Here is a 17142-nt window from a genome sequence, read left to right as displayed (position 1 = left end):
GTAGAGCGTAGGCGATGGCGTCCCATGGGGCGCCATCTTTTTTTGCGCATGGCCTATGCGCTGGCGCGTTCCGTAGCACTCGTGTCGTAGTAATAGTTCTCGTGCAGGAAGCGCAGCGTGGCGATGCCATCGGCCGGCCGGCCGAAATGATAGCCCTGTCCCATGCCGCAACCGAGCATGCGCAGTTTGACCGCTTCCGAATAATCCTCGATGCCCTCAGCCACGACCTCGAGGTCGAGACCTTCGCACATGGTAAGGATCGCCTTGATAATGTGTTCGGAGGCGCGGTCGGAATTGATGCGGGAGACAAAGGCACGGTCGATCTTGATCTTGTCGAAGATGAAATCGCGCAAGCGCCCGAGGCTCGACTGGCCGGTGCCGAAATCGTCCAGCGAGATGCGCACGCCGGCAGCTCTCAAATCGGCAATGATTCGGTGCGCCGTGTCGGCCGAACTCATGACAGCCGTTTCGGTGATTTCCAGCTCGAGACGATGCGGGTCGAAACCGACACGGCCGAGGATCGACAGAATGCTGCTGCTCGTGCCCGGATCCATAAGCTGGGCGGAAGACAGATTGAAGGACAGGAAGAGTTCACGCGGCCAGGAGAGTGCCGCTTCCGCAGCCTTGCGCAGCAGCGCTTCCGACAGGGCATCGATGAAGCCACGCTCTTCGGCGAGCGGCACGAAGACGCCGGGGGAGACGAAGCCGAGATCGGGATCGTTCCAGCGGGCCAATGCCTCGAAGCCCACCACCTGATTATTGGCAAGCGAGACGATCGGCTGGAAATGCACGTCGATGACATCGGAGATGATGGCGTTTCTGAGCGCCTGTTCGAGCTGGGTCGCCCGTTTCATCTCTTGGGCGATCTCGCGCGAATAGACGGTAATCTGCCCGCGGCCGCGACGCTTGGAACGGTAGAGCGCGGTTTCGGCGCTCTTCAGCAGCTCCTCGCAGTCCTCGCCGGCAAAGGGATAGATCGCAAAACCGAAGGAAGCAGAAAGGCGGACGTTGCGGTCGCCGAGATCGTAGGGAGCCGACAGGACCTCACGGATCATCTGGCCGAATTTCTCGGCACTGGCGCGCTCGAAGATCAGCGGCAGGACAAAGGCGAACTCGTCGCCGTCGTGACGCGTCACGATAGCGCCATCCGGGATGCAGGCCTTCAGGCGATGGGCGACCTGGCACAGGATTTCATCGCCGGCGGTGGAGCCGAAGAGATCGTTGATCGGCTTGAAACTGTCGAGATTGGCAATGCCGATGGTAAAGGGTGCCGGATCGCTGGCGCGCTCGGCAGAAATCTGCATCACCTTGTCCCGCATGCGATGCCGGTTTCCCAATCCGGTCAGCGGATCAGTATAGGCCATCGCCTGGAGCTCGTTCTGACTTACCGTCACGAATGGTATTTCTGCCGACACCATCACTCCAAACCCAAGGTTTTCCTCCGCACCCTGGTGAAGAATGACCGGCAAATCTTAACAATTCGATAGTAAATCGGCCGCGATACAACCCGAAGCATTCCCAAAATCTGGGGAGTTGACCGATATTTTATTTAGTTTCGGGCCTTGATCGGCTCATCCATCAGGTACTTCTGAAATACCGTTTCAAGGATGTCCGGGCTGACCGGCTTCATGATGACGTCATCCATACCGGCATTGGCGCATTCCGCACGATCACGCTCGAAGGCTTGTGTCAGCACGCCGATAATCGGCGTCCGCGTGCCCTGCCCCGCTTCCATCTGGCGAATAAGGCGCGAGGCTTCAAAGCCGTTGAAGACCGGCAGCGAAATGTCCATCAGCACGATCTGCGGCCGGTGTTCGGCCCAGAGGCGAACGACCTCTTCGCCCGTTGCCGCGATCCGATGGCGGTAGCCGAGACCTTCGAGAATTTGCGTGAAGACGATCTGGTTGATGTCGTTGTCCTCGGCGACGAGAACCTGGAGGCCGACGTTTTCTTCAGTCGTGGTGATTTCCCAGTCGCCTTCAGCGCCGCCGCCGCGTCCGTTGCGGTTGAAGTGGCGGGCGATCTGGAAGGTCAACTCGTTGGCGATCTGGAAGCCATCCATGACAAGGGCGGGAATGCCGTATTGTTCGGCGAGCTCCAGACAGCGCATGCCCATCTGATTATCGATGATCAGAAGATCGAGCGAGATGCCGGAGGAGCTCGCAATCTCGAGGAAACGTTCCTCCTCATCCTCGCCGCGGACGGAGCAGGATTCGAAGCCGTATTTGGCAAGCGTGCGTAGCGCGGCCGTCTCGGCGGCGAAATCCGAGGTGACGACGAGGATCTTTCGGCCAGAGAAGTTTTCCGGAACGATTGCCTCCATCGCCGCCGGCTCGCGGCGCTGCGATGCGTTCGGCGCGGGAACATAGGCGCGCCGGTAGGTCTGGTTGCTGGAAGTGGTGATTTCCGAGGCTTGATTGAATTCGTCGAGATCGTCGCCGTCGCGCGGCAGATCCTGCATGGTCGAGACGAGAAAGTAACGTCCCGGCTTACCGATCCTGTGCTTGCGGCTGACGATGTCGCGCTCGGTGCCGTCACGGGCGATCTGGCGCTGGCGGGCGACCGACATTTCGCCGGTTTCCAGCACATGGCGGTCACTCTCCTCGAAGCGCTTGGCGATGTCGGGCGAAAAGAGTTCGCCGCTCTTGCGGCCGAGAACTTCATCCGCCGTCGTCTGGTACTTCTCGCAGAAAGCCTTGTTGACGGCGACGTAGGTGAGATTGCGATCCTTGACGAAGAGCGGGAACGGCAGATGGTCGAGGATGTCCTCGGTGAGTTGCACGCGCTCCAGATCGTAGCGCCACTGTTCCTCGCGCTTACGCGCTTCGGAAATATCGGAGATGATGGTCACGCCGTAGCCGTTCGGTAGCCGGCGCTTCAAAAAGCGCACCCAGCGATCGGTGCCGTGGCGCTCGACGGATTCGAAACGTTCGCGCCAATGGGAGGCGATGCGCTGCGACAGCCAGTCCTCGCGGCCGAGCGAACCCGCCTGGCGCACGAGGGTCTGCTCGCGGATGCCGGTATCGTAGACCGCACCCAGGAAATCACGAAGCCGGGCGCCCGGCCGCAGCACATCTTCGGGGACCGGAAAGAATTCCATGACCTGGCGGCTGGCGAAGATCAGAAGATCGTTGCGGTCATAGATGACGAATGCAGCAGAAAGACTGTCGCATGCCGCGTCGAAAAGCACCGTCTGAAGATCGGCCTCAGGCGGCAGCGCGTCACTCGCAGATGATGTGTCCGCCTTTTCGAAGCCGGCACTCATTCTTTCACATCCCACATCTGTCCGATTTTCGCAGTTTCGGAGGCATATGAATAAAATGCCGTTTTTGTCTTAAAGGCCGCTTAACAGTAGTGACCCCCAAATTTGGGGGAGAAGCTTCCAGTACTTGGCTCCCGCCTGATGAAAGCCCTTTCCTCCCGGCCGCGAATCCCCGAAAATAGGCGCATGGCCATTAGACAGCTCTCCGAAACGCTCATCAACCAGATCGCCGCCGGCGAGGTCATCGAACGGCCGGCGAGTGCTGCGAAAGAGCTGATCGAAAACGCACTGGATGCGGGCGCGACGCGCATCGAGATCGCAACCGCCGGCGGCGGCAAGGCACTCTTGCGCGTAACAGACAACGGTGCCGGAATGGACGCTGCCGATCTGGAACTTGCCGTGAGACGGCACTGCACCTCGAAGATATCGGATACGCTCGACGATATCCGTACGCTCGGCTTCCGCGGCGAAGCATTGCCGTCRATCGGTTCGGTGGCGCGGCTCAGCATCGCAAGCCGCAGGCGTGATAGCGCTGCAGGTACCGAAATTTCGGTTGCCGGCGGCAAAATCGTGCATCTGCGCCCGGCAGCCGCCAATCCGGGAACGATCGTCGAAGTGCGCGACTTGTTCTTCGCCACACCGGCGCGACTGAAATTCCTGAAAACGGAGAAGGCGGAAGCGGCCGCAATCACCGAGATCGTCAAGCGCATGGCGATCGCTTTTCCGGGCGTGCGCTTCGTGCTGTCAGGCCCCGACCGTTCGACGCTGGAATTTCCGGCAACCGGCGAGGATCATCTGGCGCGTATGGCGCAGATACTCGGCAAGGACTTCCGCGACAATGCGATCGCCATCAACGCCGAACGTGAGGATGTACAGCTGACCGGCTTTGCCGGCGTGCCGACCTTCAACCGGGGCAATTCGGCCCATCAATATGCTTTCGTCAACGGCCGCCCCGTACAGGACAAGCTCATCCTCTCGGCGATCCGCGGCGCCTATGCCGAAACGATCCCGGCCGGCCGCTATGCAGTCGCGGTGCTGTCGATCACGCTCGATCCGGCGCTGGTGGACGTCAATGTGCATCCGGCGAAATCCGACGTCCGCTTCCGCGATCCGGGACTGGTCCGCGGGCTGATCGTCGGCGCAATCCGCGAGGCGCTGGCGCGTGACGGCAGCCGCGCGGCAACGACTGGTGCAAACGACATGCTGCGCGCCTTCCGCCCCGGATTCCAGGCGGCACCACAGCGGCCGCAGGCGCCATGGTCTGCGGCAACTTCCCCTTCCCGGCCATACCAGCCGACAGCCGGTTTCGGTGAAAGACCACAAGCTTCCTTCGACGGGCTCGTCCATCCGACAGCACGTTCGGAGGCGGTTTTCGAGCCCGCGCCGCAAGCGCAGACAGCCGCCGCCGAACCGGTGGCGCGCTATCCGCTCGGTGCCGCAAGGGCGCAGATCCACGAGAACTATATCATTGCCCAGACAGATAACGGCATCGTCATCGTCGATCAGCACGCGGCCCATGAACGGCTGGTGTTCGAGGCCATGCGCAAGGCGCTGCATTCCAAGCGACTGGCTTCACAGGTCCTGCTGATCCCTGAAATCGTCGACATTTCCGAGGAGGATTGTGACCGGCTGATGGTGCATGCCGCGGAGTTCGCCGAACTCGGCCTGGCGATCGAACGTTTTGGGCCGGGCGCCATTGCCGTGCGCGAAACGCCGGCTATGCTCGGCGAAGTCGACACGCAGGGATTGATCCGGCAGCTTGCCGACGAGATCGCCGAATGGGACACGGCATCCGGCCTCTCCGCCAAGCTCGAATATGTGGCGGCAACCATGGCCTGCCACGGCTCGGTGCGATCGGGACGACGGCTGCGGCCGGAAGAAATGAATGCGCTCTTGCGTCAGATGGAAGTGACGCCGGGCTCCGGCCAGTGCAATCATGGACGCCCGACCTATATCGAACTCAAGCTTGCCGATATCGAGCGGCTGTTCGGCCGGAGCTGAAAAAGCTGGCAAAATCGCCTCTCGCGGAGTATGGCAGACAGATGGCAGGCCGCAGGGAATGGAGCGAATGAACTTGTTCGAAGGACACGGAAACCGCGAGGCGAAGATCCGGTATCTCGACGGCGATTTCCAGATTCTGTCACCTGGCTCCTATGTCGTCTGCGCACTCACCAGCAAACAGATCCCGCTCGACGAGCTTCGCTATTGGAGCGTGGCGCGGCAGGAGCCCTATGCCGACGTCGCCTCGGCCCTCGAAGCCGACCGTCGCGCCGGCGTTCTGCCGACCCAACGGTAGAGCATTTCCACTTTTCTTCGAAGCGCGTAAATGCGCTAACTTCTTGTTTTCACGCAATTCCGGACGCAAAATCGCGTACATTTCTGCTGGAATTGCTCTAGGCTTTCGCCTTCGCTTCCTTGAGCCGCCGCTCGCGGCAGGCTTCGAACGCACGGTCGATGATGAGACCGGGGGCACGAGGATCCATAAAGGCCATCTCCACCTCCACGACGTGGCAGCGGGCCGCAAGCTGTTCCGCCTTTCCGTGATGGCCGGCCAACCGCACGAAGTCCTTCGAGGTCGTGACGATCGCCAGGTTCTGCTGGTCCGCAGTGTTCAGAAGACCGTCGATCTCTTCTTCGCTCAGGTGCTCATGATCGCCGAAGGAGGTCGCGACCTCGATGCTCGCGCCAAGTGAACGCACAGTGCGGAAGAACTTTTCGGGATCGGCGATGCCGGCAAAGGCGAGCACCTTGAGCCCGGCAAGATGGTTTTCGCCCGGCACCTTCAGCGCCGCGGTGAAATAGGGTTTTGCCGCGCGGGCCGCGATACGGACAATGCGGTCGGCCGCGTTGCCATCGCCGACCTTCAGGAGTGCGGTTGCCTGGYGCAGTTGTAGGCGCACCGGAGCACGGACCGGTCCGCTTGGCACGATATAGCCATTGCCAAGGCCACGCGTCGCATCGATCACCAGAAGTGCATAGTCGATCGTGAGGCGTGCGCTCTGGAAGCCGTCATCCATGATGATGAAATCGGCGCCTTCTTCGACGAGCCTGAGAGCACCGTCGACCCGACGGCGGGAGATTACCGTCAGTGCTTCCTGCGCCAGCAGCAGCGGTTCGTCGCCGACGGCGACAGCGCGGTGATGCGCGGGATCGACGACAACAGTCATATCGAGCGAACCGCCATGGCCGCGACTCAGGAAACCGGGCTTCAGGCCCTTGGCTTTGGCGGCACGGGCAATGGCGATCGCCGTCGGCGTCTTGCCGGCACCGCCGACGGTGAAATTACCGACGCAGACGACGGGGATTGGAACCGAGGCGCGGCGCGCATGAACCATACGGTAGCCTGCCACGCGGCCATAGAGGAAAGAAAGGGGCGATAGGACCCAGGCCTGCCAACCTGCCCGCCTCCACCAGAAAGGCGGCGCTTCGGATATCATGATGCCGTCCCGTTCCCCTTGCCCTCACCCCCCACGGCGAGGTTTCCCAAAATCGACCGGGCGGATTGAGAAGCTAAAAATCATGAAAATGCAAGTCTTTGCGCGTCACGCCGGCTGCAGATCGGGCAGCAGAGCCTCGATGTGGGTGATGTCGTCGAAGACGTGATCTGCCGCTCCGGATAGAGATTCACGCGAGCCGGTGCCTGTCAGAACTGCAATCGTCAGGCCCACTTTCGCATTCCTGCCCATATGGAGGTCGTGATTGTTGTCGCCGACCATCGCGACCTCTTCTGGCGACAGGCCGGTCGCGGCACAAAAACCAAGCACCATGCCGGGCTCCGGCTTGCTGCCGAAGCCGCTGTCGTAACCGGCGATGTAATCGACATATCCGGAAATGGCGAAGCGTTGCGCCGTCTGGCGGATCGAGCGCTCGTTGTCGCTCGAGGCGATGCCGAGTTTGAAACCGCGCTTGTGAAGACGCCCGAAGAAGGCTGCGAGATCGGTGACCGGCACGGAGAATTCGGCGGCATTGGCAAAGAGGTTGTCGAGCTTGATCGTCAGCTCGATGACCTCGACCTTCGAGCCGGCGGCGATGAGGCCTTCGGCGATCTGGCGGGTATTGCCGGCGGCAAGCAGGCTGTCGGGAACGATATGCCCCGTCACCGGATCCATGCCGCATGCGGCAAGCAGGTGATCGGCAAGAGCCGCGTCACCCTCGGCGGCGATACGAGCCAGCTCGCGGTTCACCGGCAGCCAGCTTTCATCATAATCGAGGAGCGTACCATCCTTGTCGAAGAGGATGCCCTTGATCTTCACCTCTGCCGACATGACAGTTCCTCAGGCCTGCGCCGCGGCCTTGGGCAGCAGGCGCGCCTTCACCGTCAGCGGATTGATATAGGGCTCCAACCCCTTCAGGGTGGCCGTCAGTGCGCCGCGCATTTCATGCACGGTAGCGATGCCAGCCTGGATCATATTGCCCCGCGCCTCATCATTGGTCAGCAGGTAATGCACGYCCTTTGCCAGCATTTCGGTATCGCGCACCATGCGGGCGCTGCCGCTGCGGGCAAGCTTCTGATAGGCCTCGCGGAAGTTCTGCACGTTGCCGCCGGACAAGATGGCGCAACCGAGCATGGCCGGCTCMAGCGGATTCTGACCGCCTTCGGCGAAAAGCGAGCGGCCGACGAAGGCGACCTCCGTCAGGCGAAGATAGAGGCCCATCTCCCCGATCGTATCGCCGAGGAAGATATCGATATCGGGGGAAAGTACATCGTCGCGCGTGCGGCGGGCGACCTTCAGCCCCTGCTTGACGAGCGCGGCCTCGATCTCGTCGCCGCGCTCGGGATGACGCGGCACGATGATCGTCAGCTGCTTGTCACGATCGCGCAAAGCGCGGTGCACGATGCCGGCGGCATTCTCCTCGCCGTCGAAGGTGGAGATCGCCGCCCATGTCTTGCGGTCACCGATCTGCTTCCTGTAGCGGGCAAAGACTGCGCTGTCATAGGGCGGCGCGTCCGTATCGACCTTCAGATTGCCTGACGTGATGACCGGCACGGCGCCAAGATCGCGGAAACGCTCGGCATCCATATCCGACTGGGCGATGACGAGCGCGAGATTTTCGAAGAGCGCTTCTGCAATCGACGGGCGACGGCGCCAACGGGCGAAGGACCGGTCCGACATGCGGGCATTGACTAGGATCTGCGGAATGCGGCGACGGCCGAGTTCCAGCACGGTCGCGGGCCAGATTTCAGACTCGGCGATAATGGCGCAGTCCGGCTGCCAATAGTCGAGGAAACGGCCGACCGAGGGCTTCAGGTCGAGCGGGACGTATTGATGGATCGCGTCGTTGCCGAGACGTTCGGCGGCAAGCTTTGCCGAGGTGATGGTGCCTGTCGTCAGGATGACATTGATGTCGCGGCGTCGAATTTCGCGGATCAGGGGAATGACAGCATTGGTTTCGCCGACGCTTGCCGCGTGGAACCAGACGAGCGGGCCTTGCGGGCGGTTGGCGCTTGCATAGCCGAAGCGTTCCAGCCGGCGGGCGCGGTCTTCCTTGCCCTTGGCCGTGCGGTAGGTGATGTAGAGGCCGACGACCGGCGACGCCACGGTTCCCGCCAGACGGTACGCGTTCAGACCGATCCGCGCCATCCGGGAGCTCATTCGGCAGACCTCCGATCCATGCAGATCGACATCAATCCAATTCCCCAATTATCGTTGCGGCCGCAATGACCGATCAATTTGTTCAGAATGCGTCGATCAAGGGCAAGGAACCGATGCGCAAAGGCCTCCGCTGTGGACAGCGGAGAGCCAGCGGCTTGCTGCGCGGGTCACTTGCTCCCGGTCGTATCCTGCGGGTCGAGCAGACGATGCATGTGGACGATGAAATAGCGCATATGCGCATTGTCGACCGTCTGTTGTGCCTTGCCCTTCCAGGCCGTCAGTGCCGTAGCGTAGTCGGGGAAAATACCGACAATATCGAGATCCTTGAGATCCCGAAACTGGATACCTTCGAGGCTTTCGAGTTCGCCACCGAATACGAGGTGCAGGAGCTGCTTTTTACCGCCGGAGTCCGTCATTTTTATTCTCTTTTCTGCCTATTCTCCTCCGGCCCTCATCTGAGGGATTTTGACGGAAACGTCAACCGTCTCTTAGCTGAGTGAACAAGTCCAGATATTCCCGGAGACGCGGAACGGGCGAGGCACAGAGCGCCTCGTGGCTGACTTTCGCCCTATTATACGTTGCCGGGTGACCCGAAAGGTCGACGAGGCCGCCACCGGCACGTTCCAGAATAAGATMGGCGGCCGCAATATCCCAGTCATGGGCACTCCGCCCGACAAACGTCGCATCCAGACGCCCATCGGCCACCATGGCGATGCGGTAGGCGAGCGAGGGAATGTGTTTGACACGCTCGCTGCGTTCGCGAACTGCCGTMGGCAGAACCTTGAACAACTCCTCGCTGACGGCAAGCTGGCTGATATCGCCTTCGCTTCGGCTGGATACGGAGATCGGCTCGCCGTTTTTCAGCGCCGGGCCACCTTCCGTCGCCTCGTAGAGTTCGTCCAGCGCCGGCGCAAAAAGCACGCCTGCCACGGGACGGCCGTGATGGACGATGCCGACGCTCACGCACCAGAGATCCTTGCCGGCCAGGAAAGCCCTCGTGCCATCGATCGGATCGACGATGAACAGCGTCTCATGCTGCAGACGGCCGGCATCGTCGTCGGTCTCCTCGGACAGCCAGCCATAGTCCGGCCGCGCCCTGCGCAGGATGGTTTCGAGCTTTTCGTTGGCGGCGAAATCGGCGGCGCTGACGGGCGAGCGGTCCTCGTTTTTCCACCAGACTTCCGGCGATTGATTGAAGAAGCCGAGTGCGACGGCGCCCGCCTGTTTCGCGGCATCGGCGATCAGCGCGAGATCGCTTTGCCAGCGGAACTGTTCCACATCGCTCATCGCATCGATCCGTTCGTCAGCGACCGGCAAGCGTCATGCCTTCAATCGCGAAGGTCGGAGCCGCCACACCGAACTTACGGTCGATGTCGTTGGCGAGCGTCAGCCTCATGAACATGTCCTTGAGGTTCGAAGCGATCGTCACCTCCGATACTGCGAAGGTGAGTTCACCGTTTTCGATCCAGAAGCCGGTCGCACCGCRGCTATATTMGCCGGTTATCATGTTGACGCCCTGGCCGATCAGCTCGGTCACGTAGAAACCGTTGCCAACGCTACGGATCAGCTCTTCCGGCGAGATGTCTCCGGGTTCCAATGCCAGATTGGTGGAGGCGGGCGTAACGGAGGTGCCGCCGCGCACGCCGCGGCCGTTGGTTTCGAAACCGCCGATTTCATTTGCGGTGGAGGTGGACAGGAACCAGTGCTTGAGCACGCCGTCCTCGATCATCACGAGCCGCTCGCCGGAAACGCCTTCGCCGTCGAAGGGACGGGAGGACGGCCCACGCACGATCAGCGGATCGTCTGATATCGACAGGCCGGCTTTCAGCACCTGCTGGCCCATCTTGTCGCGCAGGAAGCTCGTCTTGCGGGCGACGGATGCGCCGTTGATGGCGCCGGCGATATGACCGACGAAACCACGGGCAATGCGAGGATCGAAGATGACGGTAATACCCTTGCCGGTCGGCACCTGCCGGGGATTGACGCGCTTGATGGCGCGTTCGCCGGCCCGGCGGCCGATTTCGGCGGGATCATCCAGTTCAGAATAATAGAGGCGGCTGTCGAAATCGTAGTCGCGCTCCATGCCGGTGCCTTCACCGGCGATCACGCTGACGGAGTTGCCGAAGCGCGACGCCATATAGCTGCCTTCGAAGCCATGCGAAGTGGCGAGCACAAGACCGCCCATACCGGCCGAAGCGCCCGCACCGGACGAGTTGGTGATCCCTTTTACGGCAAGAGCTGCGGCTTCGGCAGCAAGAGCTGCCTCCCGCAACTGATCGGCGCCGACCTCGGTCGTGTCGAGCAGCTGCAGATCGGGATAGGTTCTGGCAAGGCGGTTCTCATCGGCGAGGCAGGCGAACGGATCTTCCGGCGACACCTTGGCCATGGCGACGGCGCGTTCGGCCAGCGCCTGCAGGTCGAAGCCCGGATTGGCGGAAACGCTTGCCACCCGCTTGCCGATGAAGACACGCAGCGAGAAGTCGTCGCTTTCGGAGGACTCCGTCCCTTCGACCTTGCCTAAGCGAACGCTGACCGATTGGGCGCGCGAGCGGACGACGACTGCGTMGGCAGCATCGGCACCTGCCTTTTTCGCCAGATCGATCAGTTGACTTGCACGGGAAAGAAGTGTCGAGGAATCGATTTCAGAGGACATGATTTGGCCTTTCCTTCCAGTTCCATTTATTGTGCACTCCCGAAAGCATCAAGGCCGTGGATGCCGATTCTTTTCCTGGCTGCCTGCTTGCCCTGCCATCGAAAGAAATGAAGCATGTCCGCACCCAACGCGCTTTTCTCCGAAACCATCCTGCTGCTCGGCGGCGCCGTCGTCGCYGCACCGATCTTCAAGAAGCTCGGGCTCGGCACAGTTCTCGGCTATTTGGCGGCGGGTATCGTCATCGGGCCGGTCTTTCACGGCATCACCGATGGCGAGCAGATCCTCAATGTCGCCGAACTCGGCGTCGTCTTCCTCCTCTTCATCATCGGGCTCGAACTGAAGCCTTCCCGCCTCTGGCAGATGCGGCGCGACATTTTCGGCCTGGGCACGGCGCAGGTGATGGTGACGGGCCTGGCGCTGACCGCACTTGCCTGGGGTTCCGGCGTCCTCGACTGGCGCGGCAGCATCGTTGCTGGCTTCGGGCTGGCGCTCTCCTCCACCGCCTTTGCCATGCAGATCCTCGAAGGCGACGGCGACGTGAATACCCGCTACGGGCAGCGCTCCTTCTCCATGCTTCTCTTCCAGGATTTGGCTATCGTGCCGCTTCTGGCCGTCGTCACCGTCCTCGATGGCGGCAAGGGCAACGGCGATCCGCTTGTCGATTTCGGCATCTCGATTGCGGCGGTCGGCGGGATGATCGTCATGGGGCGCTACCTGCTGACGCCGCTCTTCCAGATCATTGCCCGCACTGGCGCCCGCGAGGCGATGATCGCGGCGGCCCTTTTCGTCGTGATGGGTTCGGCAAGCCTGATGCAGCTTGCGGGACTTTCCATGGCGATGGGCGCCTTCCTTTCCGGCGTCATGCTGGCCGAATCCTCCTACCGGCATGAGCTGGAAGCCGATATCGAGCCATTCCGCGGCGTGCTTCTCGCCATCTTCTTCATCGCCGTCGGCCTRTCGCTGCAGCTTCAGGTGCTGCTCGACAACGTGCTCTTCATCATCATGGCCGTGCCGATCATCATGGCCGTGAAGGCGATCATCATCTATGCGCTCTGCCGCATGACGGGCTCTTCGCATGACGATGCCGTGCGCATCGCCTTCCTGCTGCCGCAGGGCGGCGAGTTCGGGTTCGTCCTTTTCACCGCCGCCGCTGTTGCGGGCCTGATGCCGAACACGACCGCCTCGCTTCTCGTTGCGATCGTCACCCTCTCGATGGCGCTGACGCCGCTGGGTGCGGCCCTTTCCAAGCGGATGCTGACGGGAGACGCACACGAGGAACTGGACGAGGATTTCGAGGGTGCGGGCGCCGACGTGCTGATGGTCGGCTTCTCGCGTTTCGGCCAGATCGCCGCACAGATCCTGCTTGCCGGCGGCCGAAGCGTGACCGTCATCGACTTTTCTGCCGACCGTATCCGACAGGCGTCGTCCTTCGGCTTCCGCATCTATTTCGGCGACGGCACCCGCAAGGACGTGCTGCGTTCGGCCGGCATCGACAGGGCCAAGATCGTGCTCGTCTGCACCCAGAAGAAGGAGATCACCGACAAGGTGGTCGAACTGATCCAGGCAGACTATCCGCACACGACCCTCTTCGTGCGCTCCTATGACCGTATTCACTCCATCGAGCTGCGCAACAAGGGCGTCGACTACGAGCTGCGCGAAACGCTGGAATCCGGCCTGCTCTTCGGCCGGCGCACGCTGGAAACGCTGGGTGTCGCCGAAGTCGATGCCTATGAAATCGGCGAGGATATCCGCAAACGCGACGAGGCGCGGCTGGTGCTGCAGGTCTCCGAGGGATTGCAGGCGGGACAGGATCTTCTGTTTTCGACACCGATCAAGCCGGAACCGTTGGTCAAACCGAAGCGTGCGGCCGATCCCTTCAGCGGTGATCCGCTGGCAAACAGGGCCGACGTGACGGCGGATGCCTGAACGCGATTTCCGGAACTAGCGCTTCAACCGCGCCTCGATTTCCCGATCGAGCGCGTATTTCAGTTCGTCCTTGACGCCGACGGACATGGCAAGCACGTCGCGCGCCTTCAGGAAATCCATGACGCCGGTACGTCCAACGATGGGACGCAGGAAAATATGCGGTCGCAGGAGTTTGAGTTTTAGCGAAATCGCCGCCTGCATCATCAGCTGGCCGGAGCCGAAGATGCTTTCCATGCGGTTCGGGATATGGGTTCCGTCACCCTCTGGTGCACCAACGACATCGATGCCGATGACGATATCGGCGAGGTCCATCAGGCATTCGTAGGGAACGGGGTTGGCAATGCCGCCATCGATCATTACCCGGCCGTGCAACCTGACCGGCATGAAGACGGCAGGAATGGCCGATGATGCGGCGAGTGCCGGAAAAAGCTGGCCCTGTTCGATGATGACTTCGGCCTGACCGTAATAATCGGTGGTAATCACCTTCATCGGCACCAGCAGATCCTCGAAGCGCGCCGGAAGCTCCGAGGGCAGGAAGGCCTTCAGGATGCGCTCGAGATTGAACTGGCCTATCCGGATGCCCTTGGCTACGGCATCGCGCACTGTGGTCGGTCGCAGCCCCCAGATACGACTGACAACGGCAGCCCTGTTGCCGACCGTTGCCAGCGCATGTTCACGGATTTCCGAACCTGACATGCCGGCCGCCATGCCAGAGCCCATGATGGCACCGATTGAGGAGCCCGATATCGCCACCGGGCGGATGCCGAGTTCATCCAGCGTTTCGATGACGTGGATATGCGACAGGCCACGGGCACCGCCGCCGCCGAAGGCAACGGCTATCGTCGGGAGATCGCTGATCGCAGGCGATTTCGGACTGATGATTTCCGCCTGCGGCACGATCTGCCCCCACGTGCCGACTAGTGCGGCTGATACCGGAAGAAATGCACTCTKGTGTCGCCGAATATCCGGCTTTCGAGGAAAACATAGGAGGGATGCACCGAAACGGCAATATCGGAGCGCTCTTCAAGAACGGTGATCGCGCCCGGTTTCAGCCAACCGCCTTCTGCGGCAGCCGCGAGCGCCTTCTCGCCCAGTCCCTTGCCATAGGGCGGATCGGCGAAAAGCATGTCGAAAGGCTCGAGATTGCCGATGCTGCCGAGATCAGTCGCATCCCGACGCAGGATGCGCGTGCGGCCGTGCAGGCCGAGCGCATCAATGTTTTCCCAGAGAAGCGCCCTGCCCTCCACGCTGTTTTCGACAAACAGCGCATGGCGACAGCCGCGCGACACGGCTTCGAGGCCGACCGCGCCGGTGCCAGCGAAAAGATCGAGAATCCGGGTGCCATCAACGCATTCCGGATAGGCATGGCTCAGAATGTTGAACAGGCTCTCACGCGTCCGGTCCGCAGTCGGCCGGATGTCGTTGGATTTTGGTACGGCAAGCGGCCGTCCGCGAAACTCACCGCCGACGATCCGCACCGCGCGTCATTCCCTTACCTTTCGCACCACCTCTGGACGGCCCGCCACTCGGCTTGCCACCACCACCCGGCCGATCGCCCTTCGGCTTGCCGGAAAAACTCTTTGCCCCGCGGGGTTTGTCACCGGAGGGCTTTTCGCCGCGCGGACGCTCCGAACGGCCTTCGCTGCCAAAGCTTCTGGCCGGGCGCGAAGCACGTTCGCCTCCGTCCTCACGCGGGCGGTCACGTGGGGAACGCGGACGTTCTTCCCCCTCCGTGGGCGGACGACGTTCGCCACGCGGCTTATCGCCGAAAGGTTTGTCGCCGCGGGCACGCTCGGAACGACCTTCACCGCCGAAGCTTCTGGCCGGACGGGAAGCACGTTCGCCACCTTCCTCACGCGAGCGGCTGCGGAAGGGACGCGAGCCCTCTTCGCCTTCCGCGCGTGGACGACGCTCGCCACGTGGCTTGTCACCAAAGGGTCTGTCACCGCGCGGACGCTCCGAACGGGCTTCGCCGCCGAAGCTTCTGGCCGGACGGGAGGCACGTTCACCGCCATCCTCACGCGGGCGGTCACGGAAGGAACGCGGACGTTCTTCTCCCTCCGCACGCGGACGACGTTCGCCACGTGGCTTGTCACCAAAAGGCTTGTCGCCGCGAGGACGGTCGGAGCGGCCTTCGCCCCCAAAGCTTCTGGCTGGACGCGAAGAGCGCTCGCCACCCTCTTCGCGCGGACGGTCGCGGAAGGAGCGCGGACGCTCCTCGCCATCCGAACGCGGGCGACGTTCGCCACGCGGCTTATCGCCAAAGGAGCGCTTGCGGCCGAAACCTTCATCCTCATCACGCTTGGCAGGCGTGTCACTCGAGCGGATCCACTCGCCATCCTCTTCATGGACGCGATTGATCTGCGGGCGCAGCCGATCGGCTGCAGGATCGAAGCGCTGCTCCTTCACTGGCACCGTTTCACCGCGACGGCGGGCGGTCTGGACATTCTTGGCAGCCTTGGCGGCTGCCTTCTCGCCGAGCGGACGAGCACCGGGTGCCATCCACACATTGGCATTGCGGCGGCTGCCGAGCGCCGGGCGCTTCGGCCGGTCGTCTTCGCTGCGGCGGTCGTCCCTTCGATCGTCTCGGCGATCATCCCGACGGTCGTCGCGCTTGGTATCGAGGCGGCTCAACGCGCGTTCGCGCTTGTCCTCGTCGCGACGGGGACGTTCGCGGCGCTCGGGCGCCGGCTCTTCGGGCTCTTCGGCGGCAACGGCCGGGGCATTATAGAGCGGCGCATCGAAATTCGCCTTGGCATCTTCGATGAGACGCGGGCCGAGCTGGTCGCGCAACGTGCGGCCGCGTACCTCGATTACATGCCCCTCGGGCAGTTCACCAAGCTGGAAGGGGCCGTAGGAAATGCGGATCAGGCGGTTGACCTCGAGACCAAGCGCGCCGAGCACGTTTTTGATTTCGCGATTCTTGCCTTCGCGCAGGCCCATGGTGATCCAGACATTGGACCCCTGCGTGCGGTCGAGCGTCGCTTCGATCGACCCGTAAAGAACGCCGTCGACGGCGATGCCATCCTTCAGCTTGTCCAGCGCGTCCTGATCGATATCGCCATGGGCGCGCACACGGTAGCGGCGCAGCCAGCCGGTGGTCGGCAGYTCCAGCGCACGGGCCAGCCCGCCGTCATTGGTGAGCAGCAGCAGGCCTTCGGTATTGATGTCGAGACGACCGATCGACATGACGCGCGGAAGCTCTTCCGGCAGATTGTCGAAGACGGTCGGCCGTCCTTCGGGATCGGAATTCGTCGTCACGAGGCCCTGCGGCTTATGGTAGAGCCAAAGGCGCGTGCGCTCGATGCCGCGGATCGGCACGCCGTMGACTTCGATCTTGTCTTCGAGCGTAACGTTGACGACGGGCGTGTCCAGGGGCTTGCCGTTCAGCGTGACACGGCCATCCATGATCATGCGTTCGATATCGCGACGGGAGGCGACGCCAGCGCGCGCCATCACCTTGGAGATGCGTTCCGCCTTGGCGTCGCCATCCGCTTCGTTAGCTGCAGCTTTCGCGGCAGCAGCCTTCAACGGCTTCTCGCTACCGGTCTTCGGGCCGCTTTTGGACCGGGCGTCACGCGCGGGGGCCTTGGTGCCAGGGCGTTTTGGCTTGTCTTTGGGTGTCATTTGTTGTTTGCCTGCCTTTTCGGCCTGTCTATCAGGTCATGCACCTGCGGTTAAGTGGAAATTCTTGCGAACGTGAAGAC

Annotated in this window: 14 protein-coding genes; 3 read left to right on the top strand and 11 right to left on the bottom strand. The window is 62.1% G+C overall.

The window, feature by feature from the left end:
* Positions 1-53 precede the first annotated feature (53 nt).
* Both AC1DNW_RS31865 and AC1DNW_RS31860 read right to left on the bottom strand, forming a co-directional pair.
* Entirely contained in the window at positions 54-1421 is a 1368-nt protein-coding gene (locus tag AC1DNW_RS31865; protein WP_113295145.1) for an EAL domain-containing protein, read from the bottom strand.
* Positions 1422-1549: 128 nt separating this feature from the next.
* Positions 1550-3265 carry a response regulator gene (locus AC1DNW_RS31860; RefSeq protein ID WP_113308183.1) on the bottom strand — a complete coding sequence of 572 codons (1716 nt, stop codon included), beginning with the start codon at positions 3263-3265 and terminating at the stop codon, positions 1550-1552.
* A 183-nt stretch (positions 3266-3448) separates the two neighbouring features.
* Here AC1DNW_RS31860 and mutL point away from each other — a divergent pair, with 183 nt between their 5' ends.
* Positions 3449-5263, top strand: coding sequence for a DNA mismatch repair endonuclease MutL (gene mutL / locus AC1DNW_RS31855; protein ID WP_113295143.1), 1815 nt, complete (start codon positions 3449-3451; stop codon positions 5261-5263).
* A gap of 67 nt (positions 5264-5330) precedes the next feature.
* Positions 5331-5558 (top strand): DUF2093 domain-containing protein, encoded by a 228-nt coding sequence (locus AC1DNW_RS31850; protein ID WP_113308182.1) that lies wholly within the window; start codon positions 5331-5333, stop codon positions 5556-5558.
* A gap of 97 nt (positions 5559-5655) precedes the next feature.
* Here AC1DNW_RS31850 and lpxK read toward each other — a convergent pair whose 3' ends face one another.
* The 6 genes from lpxK to AC1DNW_RS31820 form a co-directional block, all read right to left on the bottom strand.
* On the bottom strand, positions 5656-6699 hold the full coding sequence (gene lpxK / locus AC1DNW_RS31845) for a tetraacyldisaccharide 4'-kinase (RefSeq protein WP_477855422.1): 1044 nt from the start codon (positions 6697-6699) through the stop codon (positions 5656-5658).
* Between the two features lie 105 nt (positions 6700-6804).
* A complete protein-coding gene (locus AC1DNW_RS31840; RefSeq protein ID WP_113295140.1) occupies positions 6805-7527 on the bottom strand; it encodes an HAD family hydrolase in 723 nt (240 codons plus the stop codon).
* A gap of 9 nt (positions 7528-7536) precedes the next feature.
* Positions 7537-8856, bottom strand: coding sequence for a lipid IV(A) 3-deoxy-D-manno-octulosonic acid transferase (gene waaA / locus AC1DNW_RS31835; RefSeq protein ID WP_477855421.1), 1320 nt, complete (start codon positions 8854-8856; stop codon positions 7537-7539).
* Positions 8857-9023: 167 nt separating this feature from the next.
* Positions 9024-9272 carry a DUF4170 domain-containing protein gene (locus tag AC1DNW_RS31830; protein ID WP_113295138.1) on the bottom strand — a complete coding sequence of 83 codons (249 nt, stop codon included), beginning with the start codon at positions 9270-9272 and terminating at the stop codon, positions 9024-9026.
* A 61-nt stretch (positions 9273-9333) separates the two neighbouring features.
* On the bottom strand, positions 9334-10143 hold the full coding sequence (locus tag AC1DNW_RS31825; protein WP_477855420.1) for a 3'(2'),5'-bisphosphate nucleotidase CysQ: 810 nt from the start codon (positions 10141-10143) through the stop codon (positions 9334-9336).
* Between the two features lie 16 nt (positions 10144-10159).
* Positions 10160-11509 carry a TldD/PmbA family protein gene (locus tag AC1DNW_RS31820; protein ID WP_477855419.1) on the bottom strand — a complete coding sequence of 450 codons (1350 nt, stop codon included), beginning with the start codon at positions 11507-11509 and terminating at the stop codon, positions 10160-10162.
* Between the two features lie 114 nt (positions 11510-11623).
* Between AC1DNW_RS31820 and AC1DNW_RS31815 the strand changes: the two genes are divergently transcribed.
* Positions 11624-13435: a monovalent cation:proton antiporter-2 (CPA2) family protein gene (locus AC1DNW_RS31815; RefSeq protein ID WP_113308180.1), complete on the top strand. Its 1812-nt coding sequence runs from the start codon at positions 11624-11626 to the stop codon at positions 13433-13435.
* Positions 13436-13450: 15 nt separating this feature from the next.
* On the opposite strand, the gene AC1DNW_RS31810 is transcribed toward AC1DNW_RS31815, so the two are convergent.
* From AC1DNW_RS31810 to AC1DNW_RS31800, 3 genes are read right to left on the bottom strand one after another with little or no spacing between them, the layout of a single operon-like run.
* A complete protein-coding gene (locus AC1DNW_RS31810; protein ID WP_113295135.1) occupies positions 13451-14332 on the bottom strand; it encodes a patatin-like phospholipase family protein in 882 nt (293 codons plus the stop codon).
* Positions 14333-14352: 20 nt separating this feature from the next.
* Positions 14353-14913, bottom strand: a complete 561-nt coding sequence (rsmD, locus tag AC1DNW_RS31805; protein ID WP_113308179.1) for a 16S rRNA (guanine(966)-N(2))-methyltransferase RsmD — start codon at positions 14911-14913, stop codon at positions 14353-14355.
* Positions 14894-17062 (bottom strand): pseudouridine synthase, encoded by a 2169-nt coding sequence (locus AC1DNW_RS31800; protein WP_477855418.1) that lies wholly within the window; start codon positions 17060-17062, stop codon positions 14894-14896. Before AC1DNW_RS31800 ends, rsmD begins: the two co-directional genes overlap by 20 nt.
* Between the last annotated feature and the right edge of the window lie 80 nt (positions 17063-17142).

The sequence above is a fragment of the Rhizobium sp. 05L429 genome, from assembly GCF_056397645.1.
The sequence above is the reverse complement of the archived record's forward strand: the minus strand, read 5'-3'. Positions and strand labels throughout refer to the sequence as shown.